Below are 20,583 nucleotides of genomic sequence, written 5' to 3' on the forward strand. Positions count from 1 at the left end.
CCTTCGGGTCAGGCGTCGGCGGCCGGCTCCGCCCCGTACCACACCGTGGTGACGTTGCAGAACTCGCGGATGCCCTGCCCCGACAGCTCGCGGCCGTAGCCGGAACGCTTGACGCCGCCGAAGGGGAAGGCCGGGTGGGAGGCGGTCATGCCGTTGAAGAAGACGCCGCCCGCCTCCAGGTCCCGTACGAAGCGCCGCTGTTCGCCCTCGTCCCGGGTCCAGACGTTGGAACTGAGGCCGAACGGCGAGTCGTTGGCCACCTCGACCGCCTCGTCGAGGTCCGCGACGCGGTAGACGGTGGCGACCGGGCCGAACGCCTCCTCGCGGTGGATCCGCATCTCCGGGGTGACGTCGGAGAGCACGGTCGGCTCGTAGAACCAGCCGCCCGCCAGCTTCTCGGGCAGGGCGGGCCGGCCGCCGCCGCAGCGCGGCACCGCGCCCTGCCGTACCGCGTCGTCGACGAGTTCCTCGACGTCGGCGCGGCCCTGCTCGGTGGCGAGGGGGCCGACGTCGGTGGCCTCGTCCAGGGGGTCGCCGACGGTCAGGCCGTCCATGCGGGCGGTGAAGCGCTCCAGGAAGGTCTCGTACACGTCCGTGTGGACGATGAAGCGTTTCGCGGCGATGCAGGACTGGCCGTTGTTCTGGACCCGGGCCGTCACCGCCGTCCGGACGGCACGGGCCAGGTCGGCCGAGGGCATCACCACGTACGGGTCGCTGCCGCCCAGTTCCAGGACCGTCTTCTTGATCTCGTCCCCGGCGACGGACGCGACCGAACGGCCCGCCGGCTCGCTGCCGGTGAGGGTGGCGGCGGCCACCCGGGGGTCGCGCAGGACGGACTCGACGGCGCCGGAGCCGATGAGCAGCGTCTGGAAGCAGCCCTCGGGGTAGCCGGCCCGGCGGAAGAGGTCTTCCAGGTACAGGGCGGTCTGCGGCACGTTGGACGCGTGCTTGAGCAGCCCGACGTTGCCGGCCATCAGCGCGGGGGCGGCGAACCGGACGACCTGCCACAGCGGGAAGTTCCACGGCATGACGGCCAGCACGGGGCCCAGCGGGCGGTGGTGGACGCGGACGGCCGCCGCGCCCGAGTCGGCGACCGCGTCGGCCGGCGGGTGTTCGTCGGCGAGCAGCGCCTCGGCGTGCTCGGCGTACCAGCGCATGGCCTTCACGCACTTGGCCGCCTCCGCGCGGGCGGCGGCGAGCGGCTTGCCCATCTCCAGCGTCATGGTGCGGGCGATGTCGTCGCCGTCCTCCTCCAGGAGGTCGGCGGCGCGGCGGAGGAGCCGGGCCCGCTCGGCGAAGTCCCGGGTCCGGTGGTGCCGGAACGCGGCGGCCGCGGCGGCCACCCGGCGCTCGATCCCGTCCGGGGCCAGGGCCTCGAACGTCTTGAGGGTCTCGCCGGTCGCGGGGTTCACCGTGGCGATGGGCATGGGCGTCCTTCCTCAGCGGCGGCTCGGTGACCCGGCGACGGCACCCGGCGCCTCGCGCGGCGCGGGCCCGGCGGCCCTTCCCCGCCCGGCCGTACGCCGGGGCGGCACCGGCCGCGGTGCCGGGTCTCCTCGTCTCGACCTTGCGGCGCTCCGCCTGCCCGCGCAAGGCGGCCGTACGCACGGGGCCGGGCGGTCCCGTCGTCCGGAGCGGGCACGCACGCGCTCCCCCGCCTGGTGAGACGCGGCTCCCCTCCCCCGGCCCCGGCGCGGCCCGGCTCCCCTTCCCCCCGGCCCTGGACGCCGGAACGGCCGCTCCTCCCGGGCCGCGCGAGGCGGGCGGGCGGAGCGGCCGTCCGGTACGACGCGTGGCGGGTGCCGACGGCGGGCCCCTGCGGGCCCCCGGGCCACTCGGGCCGGTAGGGGCCCGGCACCGAGTCACCGCCGGCTACCGGGCCGGCCCCGCGGCACCCCCGGCAGCCCAGCCGGCGCGGCGCCCGAGCGCCGCTCAGCGCGGCGGCTTCTCCCGCGCCTCGTCCGCCGCCCGGCCCGGGCCCGGCAGGCGGGTCCGGCCGAGGAGGCCCGCCTCCCAGCGGCCGACGCTCTCCGCCGTCGGTCCGGCCGGGCCGGAGCTCGCCTCCGCGGCCATCGCGCCGCTCCGCTCGGGCAGGCCGGACGGGATGACGGTGCCCTGCATCGCGGAGACCTCCGGGCGGTCCGGGAGGAGCCGGGTGCGGTAGAGGAGGGTGACGGCGAGGGCGGAGGAGAGACCGAAGGCGACGCAGCCGATCCAGGGCAGCCACGGGCATTCGTACTGCTTGCCGATGTCCATCGTCCAGCCGACGACGGCGTTGCCGCCGGCGGCGGTCAGCCCGGCGAAGACGTAGAACAGCCCGAAGTAGGTGCCGGCGAGCGTCTCCCGGCCGAACCGGGGGATCATCTCCAGCACGGCCGGGTGGGCGACCATCGTGCCGACGAACAGCAGCAGCGACCCGATCAGCATGACGAGCATCCGCGGCACGACCTCCCGCAGCCCGTCGGGCGGCCCGTCGGCGCAGATCAGCAGCGGGGGGACGAAGCCGAGGCCCATGAGGACGAGTCCGCCGCCGACCCACCGGCTGCCGCCGCCGTGCCGTTCCAGGGCGCGGGTGATGGGCATCTGGAAGAGGTTGACGGCGGCACCGGCCCCGAGCAGCACCCCGGCCGCCCCCTCCCAGCCGGACGCCTGTTTCGCCCCGGCGGGCAGCAGCAGGCAGAGCTGGTTCTCCACGGTGAACATTCCGGTCGTGGCGAGGGAGAACAGCAGGAAGCGGCGGTTGCCGAAGACCTCCAGCCAGTCGCCGAGGACGGTGCTCCGGTCGGCGGCGGGGGCCGGCCGCTCCGGGATCACCATGGCCTGCGCGACGGTGAGCAGCGCGTAGACGACGGCGGCGGCCACGGCGCAGATCCGGAAGTCGGCGCGGATCAGCACGCTGCCGAGGAGCAGCCCGATCAGCGAGCCGATGGTCGCGTAGACGTTGAGCAGGGCGAACGCCTCCGCCTTGCGGTCCCCCGCCTCCAGGGCGACGTAGGCCCGGGCGGACGGGTAGAAGAGGCCGGCGGCCAGTCCGTTGAGCAGTGAGGCCCCGAGGACGACCGGCAGCGTGGTGCCGAAGGCGAAGAGGGAGAAGCCCAGGGTGCGCAGGGCGCATCCGGTGATGATGACCGCGCGTGGGCCGAGCCGGTCGGCGGCCGAGCCGCCGAGGAGGAACAGGCCCTGCTGGCCGAGGTTGCGCACGCCGAGCACCAGGCCGACGAGCGCGTCGGACATTCCGAGTTCCTGACCCAGATATGCCGCGAGAAACGGCACCAGGATATAGAACCCGATGTCGATGCCAAACTGGTTGATCAGTAGCAGTCGCAATGCGAGAGGAAACTCGCGAGTGACCCGAAAAGCTTTCATGCGCGTCCCTGCATTCAGCTCGAACAGGCGAGGAGAATCTCCCTGAACCGAGGTGGGCATGGGGGCCCGGAGGGTTTTGACAGTGCGCAAAGCGATAGGGACGGCTGCCGTCCTGACCTCGTGCTTCGTCCTGATCCACCGTGGTGATCAGAGGCAGCGGCACCCCGCCGTCCGGTTCGTCAGAATGCCCTTCCCACGGGTTGTCACCCGGCGGGAAAAGCCGCACTCACTGACGTGGGATCGAGCGGTCGATCATATGCTTTTGCGGTGCATCCTCAACGACTCCCGACTGCGCTCGGAAGAATACGCACCCCACACGTTAGCAAAGCAAACGGATCCCGGATAGAGCGGATGCCGGGGACTTCAAGTGACACGGCCGAGGAGTGGCCGAATTTGTTTCCGCCTTTTCCTTCGAACGCTGGAACTCGCGTACTGTGAACTGGCCTCCGACGGCCCGGGCGTCAGGCGGTGGCGGGCCCGGGGGCCCGGTGGACGTCACACGACGGGGGCATTCAGATTCGCGGAACGCCGGGAGGGGTCCGGAGGAGGCGTGTCTCAGACGGATGCGGGTCGCCCGCCGGCGAGGCCGAGCCGGTCGCGGATCACCCGCACGGCGGCCTCCGCGTCGTCCACCGTGACCGTGAACGAGCGCCCGTCGCCCAGCCGGAGCACGAAGCCCTCGCCGCGGCGCACCACGACCGCCGTCCCCTGCTCGGGCCGCCAGCGGTAGCCCCAGCCGCCCCACTGGCGGGGGGTGACCCGGGGCGCGAACGCGGCGTCGACCACCTGGGCGAGGGGGATACGGGTCCGGGGCAGCCCGATGTGGCCGCAGCGGACCTCCAGCGTCTCCTTGTCGACGCGCACCGCCACGTGCACGAACGCGACCGTGCCGTAGAGCATCAGCAGCCCGGCGGCGACGCAGCCGACGACGGACATCACCAGCGGGATGATCCCGGAGGTCCAGGGATGCGCGACGGCCAGGTCGATGCCCAGCGCCATGCAGGCGGCTCCGGCGGCGGCGAGCAGCCACTGCACGCGATTGGTGGCGCGGCCCGTCCAGACGGCGGACTCGCTGTCGTCGTGCCCCTTCGGGGCCTCCGGCTGGTCCCTCATACCAGGCAGCGTACCGAGGTTCCGGCCCGGCGGCAGGGGTCTCCACGGGGACGGCCCGGACGCGTACCGGTCTCCGCCCCCTCGGGGACTCCCGGCCCTTACGGGCGTCCGGCCCCCACCGTCGTCAGGGAACGGGCCTCCGGGTAGCTCAGCGAGGCCGCGTCGAGGACCCCTTCGCGCCCCCCGAGCAGCACCGTCAGGCGGCCCGTCGGTTCCGCGTCCGGCGCCGGGGCGGCGCCGATCCGGCGCAGCGCCTGGGCGGCCACCGCGCCGGCCGAGTCGTGCAGGACCAGCGGCGGTCCGGCGGGCGGCCGGACGGCGGCCCGGATGCGCTCGGCGACCAGCTCGTAGTGGGTGCAGCCGAGGACGACGGCGCGGACGTCGCGCGGGGTGCGGGCCGCGGCCGAGGCGATGGCGGCGTCGATGGCGGCGTCGTCGGCCCACTGGATCGCGTCGGCGAGCCCGGGACACGCCACCTCGGTGACCTCGACGCCGGCCGCGAACTCGCGGATGAGGCCGCGCTGGTAGGGGCTGCCGGTGGTGGCCGGGGTGGCCCAGATGGCGAACGGGCCGCCGCCCGCCGCGGCCGGCTTGATCGCGGGCACCGTGCCGATCACCGGAAGGCCCGGCTCCAGTTCGGCCCGGACGGCCGCCAGCGCATGGACCGAGGCGGTGTTGCAGGCGATGATCAGGGCGTCCGGCCGCTGCGCCGCGGCGGCGCGTGCGCAGCCCAGGGCGCGTTCGGTGACGTCCTGCGGGGTGCGGGGACCCCAGGGCATGCTGCCGGGGTCCGAGGAGAGGACCAGATCGGCGTCGGGCCGCAACCGGTGCACGGCGGCCGCCGCCGCGAGGAGGCCGTTGCCGGAGTCCATGAGCGCGATCTTCACCCGGTCACTTTAATGGATGGGCCGCACACGGGTTAATGGGCGGACGGCGGATGGGGCCGGGGAGCCCGCGCCGGCGCCCGTTTCGACCCGACTTCTCCCGCCCCCGCTCTGGATCGCCCGCGCTCCTGGCGCCCCGGCCCCGGCACCCGTCGGGCAGACTGCGGCGGGTGAACGCGCTGACATGGATCTCCGTCGGTTCCCTGGCCGCGTGGCTGTGGCTGCTGCTGGGCCAGGGCTTCTTCTGGCGCACGGACGTGCGCCTGCCGGACCGCCGGCCGCCGGACGACTGGCCGTCCGTGGCGATCGTGGTGCCCGCCCGGGACGAGGCGGAGGTGCTCCCGGAGAGCCTGCCGTCGCTGCTGGCCCAGGACTACCCGGGCCGGGCCGAGGTGTTCCTGGTCGACGACGGCAGCACGGACGGCACCGGTGAACTGGCCCGGTCGCTGGCCGCCGAACACGGCGGGCTTCCGCTGACCGTGGACTCCCCCGGCGAACCCGGGCCCGGGTGGACCGGCAAGCTGTGGGCGGTACGGCACGGCATGACGCTGGCCCGCGCCCGTACCGACGCCGAATACCTGCTGCTGACGGACGCCGACATCGCACACGCGCCCGGCAGCCTGCGCGAACTCGTCGCGGCGGCCCGGACCGCCGACCTCGACCTGGTGTCGCAGATGGCCCGGCTGCGGGTGGTCACCCCATGGGAGCGGCTGATCGTCCCGGCCTTCGTGTACTTCTTCTCGCAGCTCTACCCGTTCCGCTGGGTCAACCGGCCCGGCGGCCGGACCGCCGCCGCGGCCGGCGGCTGCGTCCTGCTGCGCCGGGAGGCGGCGGAGCGGGCGCGGATCCCGGACGCCATCCGCCACGCGGTCATCGACGACGTGACGCTGGCCCGCGCGGTCAAGCGCACCGGCGGCCGGATCTGGCTGGGCCTCGCCGAGCGGGTGGACAGCATCCGCCCCTACCCCCGGCTGGGGCAGTTGTGGCGGATGGTGTCCCGCAGCGCCTACGCGCAACTCCTGTACCAGCCGCTGCTGCTGCTCGCCACGGTGGCGGGCCTGGCCGTGGTCTACCTCGCCCCGCCGGCGGCCGTCGCGGCCGGCGCCGCCGCCGGGAACCTCCCGACGCTGGCCGCCGGGGCGGCGGCGTGGGCGGTGATGACGGGCACGTACCTGCCGATGCTGCGCTACTACCGGCAGCCGGCGTGGCTCGCGCCGCTGCTCCCGTTCACCGCCGCGCTGTACCTGCTGATGACCGTCGACTCGGCGGTCCAGCACTACCGGGGCCGGGGCGCGGCCTGGAAGGGGCGGACCTACGCCCGCCCCGAGGCCGCGCCCTAAGTCCTCCCGGCGCCTCCGCGTCCGGCCGGCGTCACTTCCGTCCGGGCGTCCAGTTCATCCCCCAGCCGTACGCGCGGTCCAGCGTGCGCTGCGGGCTGACGCCCCGGTCGGGGACCAGGTAGCGGGCCTCGCGCTGGACGACGAGGTCGCCGCCGTTGTTGGTGATGAGGGCCAGCGCGCAGACGTTGGACGGCACGGTGCACTCGTCGAGCGAGAAGTCGATGGGCGCGCCGTGCTGCGGCTGGAGGGTGACCGTGGCATGGAGGCCCGCGAAGCTGCTGGCCCCCTGGTAGATCGTGACGAAGACGAGGATGCGCCGGAAGTCACGGCTGTGGTCGAGGTTGATGGTGAGGTTCTCGCCCTGCGCCGCGGCGCCGGTGCGGTCGTCACCGTCGAGGTGGATGTAGGGCGGGCGCTGGAGCGAGCCGAAGGAGTTGCCGAGGGCCTGCACCACGCCCTTCGTCCCGTCGTTGAGCTCGAAGAGGCAGCCGAGGTCGAGGTCCAGGTCGCCCTGGAGCGCCCGGGTGAGGCGGCGGCCCCAGCCACCGCCCTTCGCCGGTTCCTGCTGCCGCATCTGCCAGTTGAGGTTGACGCGCAGCGCGCCGGAGGTGCCGCCCTGCTTGGTGAGCGAGACGGACGGGGCCTGCTTGGTGAGCGTGACCTTGCTCAGGCTCACGGGCCGGGCGGCGGGGGCCGCGGGGGGAGTCACCGGGGCCGGGGGCGCGGCAGGCGCCGCCACGGGCGCCGGGGGCGCCGGAGGCGCGACGGGAGCGGGCCCCGGATCGTCCACCGAGATGCCGAAGTCCGTCGCCAGGCCGGCGAGCCCTCTGTCGTACCCCTGGCCGACCGCCCGGAACTTCCACTCCCCCTGCCGCCGGTAGAGCTCGCCGAGCACGAAGGCCGTCTCGACCGTCGCGTCCTCGCTGTCGAAGCGCGCCAGCTCCGCGCCGCCCGCCGCGTCGAAGACCCGTACGTACAGCCCCGGCACCTGCCCGAACGTGCCGCCGTCGGCGGAGGCCGCGACCACGACGGTCTCCACCTCGGGCTCCACCGAGGCCAGGTCGACGGCCAGGGTGTCGGTCACCGCGCCGGCCGCCGGCACCTTGCCCTCGTGCCGTACCGCGCCGGAGGTGTGCACGGCCTGGTTGTAGAAGACGAAGTCCGCGTCGGAGCGGACCCGGCCCCCGGCGAGGAGCAGCGCGGAGGCGTCCACGTCCGGTACGCCGGGGCCGGTCCGCCAGCCCAGTTCTATCCGCACCGCCGGCGCCGGAATCCGGACGTTGGTGCCTTTCAGCATCCCCATCTGCCACCCCTGTAGAGCGATTCCCGGACGAGCCCCCTGGTCAGGCCCTGAACGATCCGGTTGCTTACACGGGTCCAACGTACCGTGGCCCCCGAATTCTCCGCCTTCGCCCCGATTGGTCGTCGGCGCCGCAGGGGCCTCCGGAACCAACCCGGGTACCTGACTCCCCAACCGGCACATCGTGGGCTTAACTTAAGGGCTATGACCTCCCCCCGCAGTGCCTACGGCAGCGGTTACTACTCCGCGTCGTCGTTCCCGGACACCCCCATCTACGACAGTCTCGTCGCCGAGCGGGGCACCCCGCAGATCGCCCCGATCCGGGTGTCGGCCCCCTTCGACGGCGGGAGTCAGCTGCCCGCGCTGCCCGCGCTGCCGTCCGGCCCCTCCGGCCACGGCCCGGGCCCGGCGCAGGCGGCCCACCCGGTGCAGCCGCTGCAGAGCGGGTACGCCCAGCATCCCCCGCAGTACGGGCAGGGCGGCCCGCAGCCGGCCGGGCTCCAGCAGGCGCCCGCGCCGTACATCCCGCAGCAGGCGTCGGCGCCGCGCGGCTACCCCGGGCCGCAGCAGTACCAGCAGCCGCAGGCCGGGCCCGCGGGCCCGGCGGGGTACGACGCGATGCGCCCGGTGGCGCCCCGCCCGGCACCCGGCCCGTCCGGCCAGCCCGGCCAGTCCGGGGGTTATGAAGGTCCGTACCAGCGCCCGTACTCGGGCCCGGGGAGCTACTGACCGACGGCGACGGGCGGCGGGCGACGGGGGCGCCCGCACTCGCCCGGAACCGCGGGTGCGCACCGGAGCCGGCCGGGCAGGATGACCCCATGGCTGCGTCTTCCGATCCCTCCGGTTCTTCGGGCACTTCGGGTCCTTCCGGCTCTTCGGATCCTTCCGGCTCGCCCGGTCCTTCGGGTTCGTCCGGTCCGTCGCCCTCGCTCCTGTCGCTCCACGTCCACCCGGTGAAGTCGATGGCGGGGGGCTCCCCCGGGTGGGCGGCCGTGGAGCCGTGGGGGCTCGCCGGGGACCGACGGTGGATGGTGACCGCGCCGGACGGCCGGTTCCTCACCCAACGGCAGCTCCCCCGGCTCGCGTTGGGGGCGGCACGCGGGCTGCCCGGGGGCGGGGTACGGATCTCCGGCCCGGGGGCCGCGCCCCTGGACGTACCGGTACCCGATCCCGGGCGGCGGGGCACGGTCACCGTGGAGGTGTTCCGGGACAAGGTCGAGGCGGTGCCCGCGGGCCCCGAGGCCGACGCCTGGCTGACCGCCTTCCTGGGCGTCGAGGCCCGGCTGGTGCACATGGACGACCCGGCGGTCCGGCGCCCGGTCGACCCCCGGTACGGGCGCCCGGAGGACCGGGTCGGCTTCGCCGACGGCTTCCCGCTGCTGCTCACCTCCGCCGCGTCGCTCGCGGCGCTCAACTCGCTGATCGCCGGAGGCGAGCACGCGGACGAGGGCCCGCTGCCGATGGACCGCTTCCGCCCGAACGTGGTGGTCGGCGGCACCGGCGCGTGGGAGGAGGACGGCTGGCGCCGGGTGCGGCTGGGCGACGTGACCTTCCGGGTCGCCAAACCCTGCGGGCGCTGCGTCGTCACCACCACCGACCAGCGTACGGCCGCGCGCGGCCGGGAGCCGCTGCACGCCCTGGCCCACCACCGGCGCGGTGCGACCGGGCTCGTCTTCGGGCAGAACCTCGTCCCGGAGCAGCCCGGAGTGCTGCGGGTCGGGGATCCGTTCGAGGTCCTCGACCGCCTTGCCTGAATCGCTGGAATCACCTGGTCATCTGGTCACCTGATGCCGGGAACCACCCTCATCGCCGCGGGTTTCCGTAAGGCCCGGGCTGAAAACCCGTCCTGGACACCGGCCTGAAGACCCGGCCTCAAGACCGTTCCGCGCGCCGGCGCGCCCCTGTGCGCCCCGGCGCGTCAACGCGCGTCCCCCCGCTCTCCACCGGGAGTGATTCCGCCCTCCGCGACGCCCTTTCCCGCATGCGCCGCCCCCTGTGAGGTAATGAGACGCAGGGGGGTGAGCTTCATGAACGCGACGTCCCGGATGCGGTCCTGGGCCCTGCGGTCCGCCTGGCGCTGGCGGCGGAACCCGCTGCGCCGTCCCACCGATGTCCTGGAGAGCTGGGTCGGGCTGACGGCGGTGGTCCTGATGCTCGTCGTCGGCCCGCTGGCGGGGCTGCTGGCGGGGTCGTCCGCCCACGCGGTGCTCCGGCAGACGGCCCGTGAACAACAGTCGCACCGGCACCTGGTGAGCGCGGTCGCGCTCCGCCCGGAGCCGGTGCGCGCCGCCGCGGGCGACCGCGAGGGCTCGCCGGGGCAGGACGGCTACCACCGGATCCTGGCCCGCTGGCCGGGCCCGGACGGCGGGCCGCGCACCGGCCTCGTACCGCTGCGGGGCGCCGAGATACCCGGCCGGCGGTTCCCGCTCTGGACGGACGACCAGGGCCGGCTCGCGGGCCGCCCGCTGGACGGCACCACGGCGTCCGTCCACGCCGTGCTCGCCGGCGTCGGGGCCGGCGTGGCCGCGGCGGGCGCGGTGCACGGGCTGCGCCGCCTGGTCATGTGGCGGATCGTCCGGCGGCGGTACGAGCGGTGGGACCGCGCGTGGGAGCGGGCCGGTCACACCTGGGGCCGGGCCGACGCGGGGAGCTGAGCGCCGGCGCGGCGAGCCGGGCGGTGCCGCGGGCGGTCAACTCCCGTGCCCGGCGCACGCTACGGTGGACCGGCCGGTACGCATCGGTCCCGGGCGGCTCATCCGTCCCGGGCGGCAGACGCACGAGGTGGGGGCGCGACAGCACCATGGCACAGGGCTCGGTCCAGGTGACGCACGGCGGCCCGTCGCGCTGGCGGCGGCGCACCGGGGAGTACGTATCGCTCGCGGCGGCCCTGGAGGCGGCGGCGGACGGGGACGTGCTGTCCGTCGCCCCCGGCACCTACCGGGAGAACCTGGTGGTCACCCGCGCGATCACCCTCAGGGGCGCGGACGGGGTGCCGGGTTCGGTGCGGATCGCCCCGCCGGAGGGCGTGGCGCTCACCGTCCGGGCGGCGGCCGCGCTGCGGGACCTCCAGGTGGAGGGGCAGGACGCGGCGGTGCCCGCGCTGCTGGTGGACGGGGGCGCGCCGGAGCTCACCGGGCTGCGGGTGGTGACGCGTTCGTCGGTGGGCATCGAGGTGCGCGGGGGCGCGCGGCCGACCGTGCGCCACTGCACGGTCGACAACGCGGCGGGCGTCGGCGTGGCGGTGCTGGACCGGGCCGGCGGGGTCTTCGAGGAGTGCGAGGTGCTGGCGGCCGGGCAGTCGGGCGTCGCCGTGCACGACGGCGGGGGCCCGCGCCTGGAGCGCTGCCGCGTGCACCACGCGCGGGGCGCCGGGCTGTCGGTGACGGGTGAGGCCAGCACGCTGGAGGCGATCGGCTGCGAGGTGTACGAGATCCGGGGCGCCGGCGTGCGGATGGCGGAGCGGGCGGCCGGCCGGCTGTCCGACTGCCGGGTGCACCGGGTGGCGGGCGACGGGGTGACGCTGGACACCGGCGCCGTCCTGGCGGTCGACGACTGCGACATCCACGACGTTCCGGAGAACGCGGTGGATCTGCGGGCGCGTTCGGTCCTGACGATGGCGCGCTCCACGGTGCGCCGGTTCGGGCGGAACGGACTGTCGGTCTGGGACCCGGGCACCCGCGCGGAGGCCGTCGGGTGCGAGCTCCAGGACAGCACGGGCGACTATCCGGCGGTGTGGGTGAGCGACGGCGCCACGGCCGTCCTCTCCTCCTGCCGGGTGCACGACGTGCCGGACGCGCTGTTCGTGCTGGACCGCGGTTCGTGCGCGGAGGTCACCGACAGCGACCTGGCGCGGATCCGCGGGACGGCGGTGTCGGTGAGCGGCGGGGCGACCGCGCGGCTCGACGACTGCCGGATCCGGGAGGCGACGACCGGCGCCTGGTTCCGCGACCACGGCAGCGGCGGGACGCTGACGGGCTGCGCCGTCGACGCGACGGCCACGGGGGTGATCGTCACCAAGGGCGCGGACCCCACCTTCGAGGACTGCTCGGTGAGTTCGCCGCTGGAGGCGGGGTTCTACGTGTCGGCCGAGGGCCGGGGCACGTTCCGGCACTGCCGGGTGACGGGCAGCGGCGGCTACGGGTTCCACGTCATCGACGGCTGCCGGGCGACGCTGACCCGCTGCCACACGGAGCGCTGCGCGCGCGGCGGTTACGAGTTCGCCGACGGCGGCGGCGGGCACGCGGAGGGCGGTCCGGGCCCGCTGAGCGAGGGCTGCACGAGCGACGAGCCGGTGCCGGTCCGCGTCCCCGGCCCGGCGGTGACGGAACGCTCGCGGCCGGCACCCGCGGCGCCCGCGCCCGTGACGCCGCCGGCCCCCCTTCCCGTACCGCGCCGGGAAGAAGAGGGCTCGGCGCGCCCGTCGACGACGGTTCTCGGTGAACTGGACGCGCTGGTGGGCCTGGAGAGCGTCAAGAAGGAGGTCCGGGCGCTCACCGACATGATCGAGGTGGGCCGCCGCCGGCAGGAGGCGGGCCTGAAGGCCGCCTCCGTCCGCCGCCATCTGGTCTTCACCGGCTCCCCCGGCACCGGCAAGACGACGGTGGCGCGGCTGTACGGCGAGATCCTGGCCTCGCTCGGCGTGCTGGAGCGCGGCCATCTGGTGGAGGTCTCCCGGGTGGACCTGGTGGGCGAGCACATCGGCTCCACGGCCATCCGCACCCAGGAGGCGTTCGAACGCGCCCGGGGCGGCGTCCTGTTCATCGACGAGGCGTACGCGCTGGCCCCCGAGGACTCGGGCCGGGACTTCGGCCGGGAGGCCATCGACACGCTGGTGAAGCTGATGGAGGACCACCGGGAGGCGGTGGTGGTGATCGTCGCCGGCTACACGGCCGAGATGGAGCGCTTCCTCAGCGTCAACCCCGGTGTGGCGTCCCGCTTCTCCCGCACGATCACGTTCGGCGACTACGCCCCCGAGGAGCTGCTGCGGATCGTCGAACAGCAGGCGGAGGAGCACGAGTACCGCATCGGCGAGGGCGCGGCCGAGGCCCTGCTCCACTACTTCCGCTCGGTCCCCCGCGGCCCGGCCTTCGGCAACGGCCGTACGGCCCGCCAGACTTTCGAGGCCATGGTCGAACGGCACGCGGGGCGGGTGGCCCAGCTGACGCATCCGAGCAAGGACGACTTGACGCTGCTGTACGCGGAGGATCTGCCGAAGGTGCCGTAGGCGTCAGGGCGAACGGCCTCGCCGGAACAGGGGCGTACGGCTCGTACGCGGGCGGGCTCAGAAGTAGTCCGGGATCTCCACGCGGGTCAGGAAGCGGCCGGGCCAGGAGTACAGGGCGCCGCCGAAGGTGAGGTTGCGCGTGTAGGCGCCCTCCAGGAGCAGCGCCAGGCCGATGTCCAGGCCGTCGCAGGCGCCGTGGGTGCCACGGGCGTCGCCGGTGAGGGTGTGCGGGTACCGCCCCGCCACCCGTCCCGTGGGGGCGACGGTGACGACGGCGCCGTCCCGCCGCAGCTCGTGCCGGCGGCCGGGGAGCGCGCGGTAGCGGTACGCGCGCCCGGCGACCTCGATCCGCAGGGCGCGGCGGCCGGCCGGAACCGCGAGGTGGCGCCGCCTCAGCCGGGCCGTCCGCCCGTCGGCGGTCAGCTCCATGCGCGCCAGGCGCGGCCGGTCCCGGAAGCCGGTGCCGGTGAAGCTCATCGGGGGGATCCCCCGCCCCGACACCCGGGTGGTCAGGGTCTCCTGGGTGAGGTCCTCCTCCGCGGGGCAGACCAGCTCCACGGAACCGAGGCCGGGGACGGTCCCGGTCCAGGTGTGGGACGTCCGTGTCCGGAGGCGGCCGCGGCCGGAACCCGCGTGGGCGAGGGTGAAACGGACGTCGTGCATGGGAGGGGACCTTTCGGGCAATCGTGGCGTACGAGGTTACCTTCGGGCGGTCTCCGGTCCACCGTCGCCCTGCCTGCGTCCCCGCCGCCGGAACCCCTTCGCGGTACGGCCGGCCGACGCCCTACCCTGCGCCGCATGGGCACCGACATCTACGGTTGCGTGGAGATCCGCAACCCGAACGCCGACGAGGACTGGTACACCAGGCCGCCGTGGCAGCACGCCATCGACCTGTGTCCGCTCTACTCCGGGCGCGACTACGCGGCCTTCGGCTGCCTGTTCGGTGTCCGCGACCCGGTGGGCTGGGAGCCGGTCGCCGCCGGCCGGGGGCTGCCGCCGGACGTGTCGCCGGAGTTGCGGAAGGAATTCGACGAGGTCGCCGGCTCCGATCCGGCGGTGCACGGCCCGACCTGGGTGACCTGGGCGGAGCTGGCCCGGATCGACCTGGACGCGGCCCCGGCGGACATCCGCGGCGCCCTCGTCCTGCGGGACGACCGCACACCCGCGCCGGAGGAACGCCACTGGGTCACCGACCACTGGCCGCCGGACGTCCTGGACCGGCTGGGCCCCGGCCCGGCGGCGGACGGCCCCGCCGCCACCCCGTTCGGCGAGTGGCGGTCGGGCCCGACGCGGGTGAGCTACCGGAGGTTCACCCGGCGGGACGCGGTGGGCCCGGGGACCGGCTGGGAGCACGTCTTCGCCGTGATGGAGGCGCTCGCCGGCCGCTTCGGCGACGAACACGTCCGGCTGGTCGTGTACTTCGACTGAGCCGGCGAGCCACCCGCACCCGGTCTCTCCGGACTCCGGAGCGCGCGCCGAGCGCCGCCCACGCTCCCCCTCCCTCCACCTCGCCCCTCACCCGCCCGGTTCCCCCGCGAAGGCGCGGCGGTAGGCGCGGGGGCTGACGCCCGTGGTGCGGCGGAAGCGGTCGCGGAAGGCGGTCGGCGAGCCGAACCCGACCTCGGCGCCGATGTGTTCGACGGGCCGGCGGGTGGTCTCCAGGAGCTGCTGGGCCCGGCGGATCCGGGCGCGGTGCAGCCACTGCAGCGGCGTCGTGCCGGTCTGCTCGCGGAAGCGGCGGGTGAGCGTACGGGGGCTGACGCCGGCCCGGGCGGCGATGTCGTCCACGGTGAGCGGGCGGCCGAGGTTCTCGCCCAGCCAGCGGAGCAGCGGCTCCAGCGCGGAGCCGGCCGGGACGGGTATGTGGTCGTGGGCAATGAACTGCGCCTGGCCGCCCTCCCGTTCGAGGGGCGTCACGGAGAGCCGGGCGGCGTCGGCGGCCACCGCGGAGCCGTGGTCGCGGCGGACCATGTGCAGGCACATGTCCAGCCCGGCCGCCGCGCCGGCCGAGGTGAGGATCCGGCCGTTGTCGACGTAGAGGACGTCCGGGTCGACGTCGACCCTCGGGTGGTCGGCGGCGAGCCGCCCGGCGGCCAGCCAGTGGGTCGTCGCCCGCAGCCCGTCCAGCAGTCCGGCGGCGGCGAGGGCGAAGGCGCCGGAGCAGATCGACGCGATGCGCGGACCGCCCTCGTCGGCGGCGGCCCGGCGCAACGCGCTGCGGACGGCGGGAGTGAGGGGCGCGGCCGGGTCGGCGGTACCGGGTACGACGACGGTGTCCGCGCCGCGCAGCCCGTCCAGCCCCCAGGGCGCCCGCAGGGTGAACGCCCCCGAGCCGACGTCGACTTCGTCCTGCTCGGCACAGACCCGGACCGCGTATCCGGGGCTCCCGTCGGACAGCCGGACGCGGCCGAAGGTGTCCACGGCGGTGGACAGGTCGAACGGGATCACGCGGGGGAGGGCGAGGACGGCGACCGTGTGCATGAACGGACGGTACCTCCGCATTCCCCGGGTGCCGCGCCGGGGACGGCCGCCGGGCGGCGGGACGGGGCGGCGGTATTCCGTCGGAATGTGTCGGCAATGCCCCTGTGACCTGCCGGCGGACCTTTCTACCGTGTGATCGGTACGGCCGGGGGCGGCGGCGATCCCCCGCGTCCGCCGTCCGCGGCCGTACCCCCCGCTCGCACCGCCCACCACGGAAGGCGCCTCATGCCCTACCTGCAGTACATCGCGCCCGTCGGCATCGGCCTCCTCTACGCGCTGGCGATGTCCCTCGTCGGCGAGAAACACCGGCTGCGCCTCAACGCCGTCATGGTGGCCGGGGCGGGTGCGGCCTATCTCGGCGGTGGCGGGATGGGCGGCTGGGAGTTCGTGTTCACCGCGTCGGCCACGTACGTCGCGTACCGCGCCCTGGACTCCTGGACGTTCGTCGGCATCGGCTGGCTGCTGCACACCGCGTGGGACATCGTGCATCACATCAAGGGCAGCCCTCTGCTGCCGTTCGCGCACGGCTCCTCGCTGGGGTGCGCGATCTGCGACCCGGTCATCGCCCTGTGGTGCTTCCGCGGCGGCCCTTCCGCGCGCGACCTGCTGCGCGGCGGACGGCGCCGGACGCTCGCCGGACCGGCGGCCTGACGCGCGCGGGGAGGTCACGGCGCCCGGGCTGCCGCGGGACGTTGCGGCGGCCGCCGGAGCCGACAGCCGTCAGACGCGGTCCTCGGCGCCCGGGCTCCGACGTGCAACGTCAGAACAGGCCCTCAGGCCCGTCCCGTTCCGCCGCGCTGACCGCCGCCGTGGTCCGCGCGCCGGGCGGCGCGGCCGCGAGCTCCCAGCCCGCCAGCCGCCGCGTGTCGACGAGCACGGGGCGGCCGTCCGTCGTCTCCAGGTACACGTCCGGCCCCGCCGCGGCGACGACGTGCCCGACGACGGCGCACCCGGGTGCGAGGTCGACGATGCCGTGGCGGGGGCCGACGCGGTCCAGGTGGAAGACGTCGTCGTGGTGGACGGGCGCGCAGGGCAGCACCTCCAGCGACTCCGGCAGGCCGGGCAGGGCGCGGGCGCGCTCGTGGAGCGCGGCGAGTTCGGCGGCCCGCTCGCCCGGCGGGGCCAGGGGGTGGCGGGCGGCGCGCTTGGCGGCGTACGGGAAGCGGTCGGGGACGCCCAGCGCGGCACCGAGCACGGCCTCCGTCCGCCGGGCGGCCATCAGCGGGCCGCGGCCGAGCAAGGCGTAGGAGAGGGCGGCCTGTTCGAGGAGGCGGACGCCCTGGCGTCCGGTCGCCGTGATGCCGGCCTTGACCAGGCCCGGAGCGAACCAGGCCAGGTAGACGTCGTACGGGCGCGGGTCGTCGGCGATCGTGTCGGCCGCGACGGAGTGGGACCGGTCCAGCCGGGCGCACTCCGCGCACTGGGCGGACACCGCGCCGGCCGGCACCTCGGCGCCGGCGGGACACGGGGTGTACCGCCCGGCGCGCCGGACGCCGACGCAGTGCCGCCGGTCACCGGCGACGAAGCCGAGCCGGCGGCCCGCGGGCAGCGGGGAGCGGCGTTCGCCGTGCCCGGGGTGGAGCCACAGCAGGGCCGGACCGTCCGCGCTCCAGCGGGGGCCTGCGCAGAGCCAGCCGGGGGGTGCCATCGCTGTCGTCGTCCTTCGGGGGGTACGGGGGTTCCGTCGTGCCACCCTGCCACGGCTGCGGGGCGTGGGGCCGGCGGGGGTGCCCCCAGTAGCGCGCTGCGCGCGCTGTCCTCAAGCTCCCCCAGAGGGGGCACCCCCAACGGGCTGGAAAACCAGCCCGTTGGGGGTGCCCCCTCTGGGGGAGCTTGAGGACGAGCGGCGAAGCCGCGAACAAGGGGGTCTGGGACGCAGCCCCAGGAAACGGTGAAAGGGAGGGACCGGGGCACCCCACCCACCCCGTCAGACGCGCCGCGTCCACCGCCGGGTAGCCCCACTGATCAGCGCCGACATGGCGGCCAACCCGGCGACGGTCGTCAGCGCCGCGGGCAACGAGAACCGATCGGCGAGAAGACCGATGGCCGGCGGCCCCAGCAGCATGCCGCCGTACCCGAACGTCGACGCCGCGGCGACCCCACCGGGCCCGGTCAGTTCCCCGGCCCGCCCGATGGCGACAGGAAAGATGTTGGCGAGCCCCAGCCCCGTCAGGGCGAAGCCGACGAAGACCGCCCACAGCGCCGGGGTGAGGGAGGCGAGGAGCATGCCGACGGCGGCCGTGGCGCCACCGAAAACGAGGGTCCGGGTCTGGCCGAGCCGTTCGAGCATGGCGGTGCCGGACAGTCGCCCCACGGTCATGGCCAGCGCGAACACGGAGTAGCCGATGGCCGCGGTGCCCGCTCCGGCGCCGACGTCCTGCCGGAGGTGCAGAGCGCCCCAGTCGGCGAGCGCCCCCTCGCCGTACGAGGAGCACAGCGCGATCAGGCCGAAGACGACGACGAGTCCGCGCCCGCGCACGGGCGGCTTGGGACGCTGCGACGCGCCACCGGAAACGGAAGCGGAACCAGAACCGGAAGCGGAAGCGGAAGCGGAACCCGAAACGACCGTCTCGGGCGGCCGCGGCGCCGGATGGGCGAGCAGCATCCGCCCGGCGACGACCGTGACGACGAGCCCGACGGCGGTCAGCATCAGGAGGTGCCGGGTCACCGGAAGCCGTCCGGCGACCAGCCCCCCGAGACCGGCCCCGAGCATGCCGCCGACGCTGTAGGCGGCATGGAAGCTCGGCATGACCGGCCGGCGCAGCGCCGTGACGAGGTCGACGGCCGCGCTGTTCATGGCGACGTTGATGCCGCCGTAGGCGGCGCCGAAGACGAGGAGGACGAGTCCGAGGGCGGGCGCGGAGCGGGCGAAGGGCGGCAGGGCGATGCCGAGGGCCAGCACGGCGGCCGTGGCCACGGTGACCGGATGGCTGCCGAAGCGCCGGCACAGCCGTCCGGTGAGCATCATGACGGCGACGGCACCGGCCGAGACGCCCAGCAGGGCGAGGCCGAGCGCACCGGCGGAGGCACCGGTACGCTCCTTGATCGACGGGATGCGGACCACCCAGCCGGCGAAGAGGAAGCCGTCGAGGGCGAAGAAGACGGTAAGGGCGGTCCGGAGGCGGCTCAGCGACGGATCGGCCGGGGTGACACGCTGTTCCCCCCGAAGGGCCGTCCGTATTTTGTTTAGCGTCGGCACAAAGTCAGAATAGGGGTGTGACCCAGACTCGGACAACACGTTTGGAGCGCGGCCGGGCCGCCCTCGGCCCCGCCCTGGAGCTCGTCCACACCGGGCGCGCCCCCACCCGCGCCGTGCTCACCGCCGAACTCGGCGTGACCCGCGCGACCGCGGGCGCCGTCGCCGCGGAGCTGGAGGCGCTCGGACTGATCCGGGTGGACGCCCGCCCGACGGCGTCCACCGGGTCGCAGGGCCGCCCCTCGCACCGGCTGTCCGTCGCGCCCGACGGTCCCGTGGTCCTGGCGGCGCAGATCCACGCGGACGGCTTCCGGGCCGCGCTCGTCGGCCTCGGCGGCCGGATGGTCGCCACGGCGCCCGGCTGTATGACGGTCCCCGCCGACCCCGCGCACATCATCGACGCCGTCGTGGAGGCGGGCGCCGGGCTGCTGCGCGAGACGGGCCGGCACTGTCTGGGCGCGGGGCTCGCCGTCCCGTCGGCGGTGGCCGAGCCGGAGGGCACCGCCCTCAACCCGCTGCACCTCTCCTGGCCCGCCGGGGCACCGGTCCGCACGCTGTTCGCCGAGGCCCTGGCCAAGGCGGACGTCCTCGGCCCGGGCGGCGTCCCCGTCACCGGTGTGGCCGGCAACGACGTCAACCTCGCCGCCCTGGCCGAACACCGCCACGGCGCCGGCCGCGGCGCCCGCCACCTGCTGTGCGTGGCCACCGGCCACCGCGGCGTCGGCGGCGCGCTGGTGCTCGACGGGCGCCTGCACAGCGGGAGTTCGGGGCTGGCCCTGGAGGTCGGGCACCTGACGGTCAACCCGGCCGGGCTGCCCTGCCACTGCGGCAGCCGCGGCTGCCTGGACGTCGAGGCCGACCCGGCGGCCTTCCTCACCGCCGCCGGACGGACGCCGGGCCCGGACAGCTCCCTCCTCCACCAGGCCACCGAACTGCTCCGGACCGCGTACGACGACCCGTCCGTACGCGAGGCCGCCGAACTGATCGCCGACCGCCTCGGCCTGGGCCTCGCCGGCCTCGTCAACATCCTCAACCCCGACCGCATCGTCCTGGGCGGCCTCCACCGCGAACTCCTCGCCGCCGACCCCGACCGCCTCCGCGCCGTCGTCGCCGACCGCAGCCTGTGGGGCCGCAGCGGCAGTGTCCCCATCCTCCCCGTCACCCTCGACCACAGCAGCCTCATCGGCGCGGCGGAGGCGGCGTGGCAGCCGGTGCTGGACGATCCGCTGGGGGTGCTGGGCTGAGACGGGCGGGGCGCGCGGCGGGCCGGCGCACGCGGCGGGGCGCGACCGTTGCCGAACGCACCGCGTCACCCGCGAGGTGCTCCCGGGGGGCCGAACGCACCCGTCACCCGCGAGGCTCTCCCGGAGACACCAAACGCACCCCATCCACCCGCGAGGCGCTCCCGAGGACCGGGCATCCGGGTGGCGCCGCCCGGAGAGCGTCACCGGGACGGTTCCGGGCCCGGTGCGCGACCGGCACCCTGCCGGGGCGGCTCTCGCGACCGCGTTCCGCCGTCATGGCGACGAGGGGTGCCCGACGAGGGGTGCCCGAATCCGGCGGGTCGGGGCGGTGCGGACAGCGCGGGGGCGCGGGCAGTCGGGGGCGCGGACAACCGGGAGGCGCGGGGGCGCGGGCAGTCGGGGCGCGGGATCGGGGCGTGTGTGCCGCGGCCGGAG

Annotated in this window: 17 protein-coding genes; 8 read left to right on the top strand and 9 right to left on the bottom strand. The window is 75.4% G+C overall.

Annotated elements, in window-relative coordinates:
* Window positions 1-8: 8 nt before the first annotated feature.
* The 4 genes from ACH4PU_RS06390 to ACH4PU_RS06405 form a co-directional block, all read right to left on the bottom strand.
* Complete coding sequence (locus ACH4PU_RS06390) at window positions 9-1,427, bottom strand: NADP-dependent succinic semialdehyde dehydrogenase (RefSeq protein ID WP_398266871.1); 1,419 nt, start codon at window positions 1,425-1,427, stop codon at window positions 9-11.
* A gap of 505 nt (window positions 1,428-1,932) precedes the next feature.
* Window positions 1,933-3,426, bottom strand: a complete 1,494-nt coding sequence (locus ACH4PU_RS06395; RefSeq protein WP_398266874.1) for an MFS transporter — start codon at window positions 3,424-3,426, stop codon at window positions 1,933-1,935.
* A 495-nt stretch (window positions 3,427-3,921) separates the two neighbouring features.
* Window positions 3,922-4,479 carry a hypothetical protein gene (locus tag ACH4PU_RS06400; protein ID WP_185940874.1) on the bottom strand — a complete coding sequence of 186 codons (558 nt, stop codon included), beginning with the start codon at window positions 4,477-4,479 and terminating at the stop codon, window positions 3,922-3,924.
* A gap of 98 nt (window positions 4,480-4,577) precedes the next feature.
* Entirely contained in the window at window positions 4,578-5,366 is a 789-nt protein-coding gene (locus ACH4PU_RS06405) for a glutamate racemase (RefSeq protein ID WP_398266878.1), read from the bottom strand.
* Window positions 5,367-5,542: 176 nt separating this feature from the next.
* On the opposite strand from ACH4PU_RS06405, the gene ACH4PU_RS06410 reads away from it, so the two are divergent.
* On the top strand, window positions 5,543-6,703 hold the full coding sequence (locus tag ACH4PU_RS06410) for a glycosyltransferase (protein WP_398266994.1): 1,161 nt from the start codon (window positions 5,543-5,545) through the stop codon (window positions 6,701-6,703).
* Window positions 6,704-6,734: 31 nt separating this feature from the next.
* Here ACH4PU_RS06410 and ACH4PU_RS06415 read toward each other — a convergent pair whose 3' ends face one another.
* Window positions 6,735-8,000 (bottom strand): TerD family protein, encoded by a 1,266-nt coding sequence (locus ACH4PU_RS06415; protein WP_398266997.1) that lies wholly within the window; start codon window positions 7,998-8,000, stop codon window positions 6,735-6,737.
* Between the two features lie 207 nt (window positions 8,001-8,207).
* Here ACH4PU_RS06415 and ACH4PU_RS06420 point away from each other — a divergent pair, with 207 nt between their 5' ends.
* From ACH4PU_RS06420 to ACH4PU_RS06435, 4 genes are all read left to right on the top strand, one after another.
* Window positions 8,208-8,732 (top strand): DUF6643 family protein, encoded by a 525-nt coding sequence (locus tag ACH4PU_RS06420; protein ID WP_398266881.1) that lies wholly within the window; start codon window positions 8,208-8,210, stop codon window positions 8,730-8,732.
* 203 nt (window positions 8,733-8,935) lie between these two features.
* Entirely contained in the window at window positions 8,936-9,757 is an 822-nt protein-coding gene (locus ACH4PU_RS06425; RefSeq protein ID WP_398267000.1) for an MOSC domain-containing protein, read from the top strand.
* Window positions 9,758-10,030: 273 nt separating this feature from the next.
* A complete protein-coding gene (locus ACH4PU_RS06430; protein WP_398266884.1) occupies window positions 10,031-10,657 on the top strand; it encodes a hypothetical protein in 627 nt (208 codons plus the stop codon).
* Window positions 10,658-10,803: 146 nt separating this feature from the next.
* Window positions 10,804-13,227, top strand: a complete 2,424-nt coding sequence (locus ACH4PU_RS06435) for a right-handed parallel beta-helix repeat-containing protein (RefSeq protein ID WP_398266887.1) — start codon at window positions 10,804-10,806, stop codon at window positions 13,225-13,227.
* 57 nt (window positions 13,228-13,284) lie between these two features.
* Here ACH4PU_RS06435 and ACH4PU_RS06440 read toward each other — a convergent pair whose 3' ends face one another.
* Entirely contained in the window at window positions 13,285-13,890 is a 606-nt protein-coding gene (locus tag ACH4PU_RS06440) for a hypothetical protein (protein ID WP_398266890.1), read from the bottom strand.
* 135 nt (window positions 13,891-14,025) lie between these two features.
* On the opposite strand from ACH4PU_RS06440, the gene ACH4PU_RS06445 reads away from it, so the two are divergent.
* Window positions 14,026-14,655 (top strand): hypothetical protein, encoded by a 630-nt coding sequence (locus ACH4PU_RS06445; protein WP_398266893.1) that lies wholly within the window; start codon window positions 14,026-14,028, stop codon window positions 14,653-14,655.
* A gap of 87 nt (window positions 14,656-14,742) precedes the next feature.
* Here ACH4PU_RS06445 and ACH4PU_RS06450 read toward each other — a convergent pair whose 3' ends face one another.
* Entirely contained in the window at window positions 14,743-15,708 is a 966-nt protein-coding gene (locus ACH4PU_RS06450) for a GlxA family transcriptional regulator (protein WP_398266896.1), read from the bottom strand.
* A 225-nt stretch (window positions 15,709-15,933) separates the two neighbouring features.
* Here ACH4PU_RS06450 and ACH4PU_RS06455 point away from each other — a divergent pair, with 225 nt between their 5' ends.
* Complete coding sequence (locus ACH4PU_RS06455) at window positions 15,934-16,359, top strand: DUF6010 family protein (RefSeq protein WP_398266899.1); 426 nt, start codon at window positions 15,934-15,936, stop codon at window positions 16,357-16,359.
* A gap of 109 nt (window positions 16,360-16,468) precedes the next feature.
* Here ACH4PU_RS06455 and ACH4PU_RS06460 read toward each other — a convergent pair whose 3' ends face one another.
* Window positions 16,469-17,356 (bottom strand): DUF2797 domain-containing protein, encoded by an 888-nt coding sequence (locus ACH4PU_RS06460; protein WP_398266902.1) that lies wholly within the window; start codon window positions 17,354-17,356, stop codon window positions 16,469-16,471.
* A gap of 279 nt (window positions 17,357-17,635) precedes the next feature.
* Entirely contained in the window at window positions 17,636-18,907 is a 1,272-nt protein-coding gene (locus ACH4PU_RS06465; protein WP_398266905.1) for an MFS transporter, read from the bottom strand.
* Window positions 18,908-18,924: 17 nt separating this feature from the next.
* Here ACH4PU_RS06465 and ACH4PU_RS06470 point away from each other — a divergent pair, with 17 nt between their 5' ends.
* Window positions 18,925-20,148, top strand: coding sequence for an ROK family protein (locus ACH4PU_RS06470; protein ID WP_398266908.1), 1,224 nt, complete (start codon window positions 18,925-18,927; stop codon window positions 20,146-20,148).
* Window positions 20,149-20,583 lie beyond the last annotated feature (435 nt).

This window comes from Streptomyces sp. NPDC021100, assembly GCF_044333095.1.
In the GTDB taxonomy this organism is placed as follows: Bacteria; Actinomycetota; Actinomycetes; order Streptomycetales; family Streptomycetaceae; genus Streptomyces.

Bases quoted from the DNA above. Each gene is read 5' to 3' on its own strand.
- ACH4PU_RS06430 (WP_398266884.1), top strand. From the start codon at position 10,031: ATGAACGCGACGTCCCGGATGCGGTCCTGGGCCCTGCGGTCCGCCTGG.
- ACH4PU_RS06420 (WP_398266881.1), top strand. From the start codon at position 8,208: ATGACCTCCCCCCGCAGTGCCTACGGCAGCGGTTACTACTCCGCGTCG.
- ACH4PU_RS06440 (WP_398266890.1), bottom strand. From the start codon at position 13,890: ATGCACGACGTCCGTTTCACCCTCGCCCACGCGGGTTCCGGCCGCGGC.
- ACH4PU_RS06390 (WP_398266871.1), bottom strand. From the start codon at position 1,427: ATGCCCATCGCCACGGTGAACCCCGCGACCGGCGAGACCCTCAAGACG.
- ACH4PU_RS06450 (WP_398266896.1), bottom strand. From the start codon at position 15,708: ATGCACACGGTCGCCGTCCTCGCCCTCCCCCGCGTGATCCCGTTCGAC.
- ACH4PU_RS06445 (WP_398266893.1), top strand. From the start codon at position 14,026: ATGGGCACCGACATCTACGGTTGCGTGGAGATCCGCAACCCGAACGCC.
- ACH4PU_RS06435 (WP_398266887.1), top strand. From the start codon at position 10,804: ATGGCACAGGGCTCGGTCCAGGTGACGCACGGCGGCCCGTCGCGCTGG.
- ACH4PU_RS06395 (WP_398266874.1), bottom strand. From the start codon at position 3,426: ATGCCCACCTCGGTTCAGGGAGATTCTCCTCGCCTGTTCGAGCTGAAT.
- ACH4PU_RS06415 (WP_398266997.1), bottom strand. From the start codon at position 8,000: ATGCTGAAAGGCACCAACGTCCGGATTCCGGCGCCGGCGGTGCGGATA.
- ACH4PU_RS06460 (WP_398266902.1), bottom strand. From the start codon at position 17,356: ATGGCACCCCCCGGCTGGCTCTGCGCAGGCCCCCGCTGGAGCGCGGAC.
- ACH4PU_RS06400 (WP_185940874.1), bottom strand. From the start codon at position 4,479: ATGAGGGACCAGCCGGAGGCCCCGAAGGGGCACGACGACAGCGAGTCC.
- ACH4PU_RS06455 (WP_398266899.1), top strand. From the start codon at position 15,934: ATGCCCTACCTGCAGTACATCGCGCCCGTCGGCATCGGCCTCCTCTAC.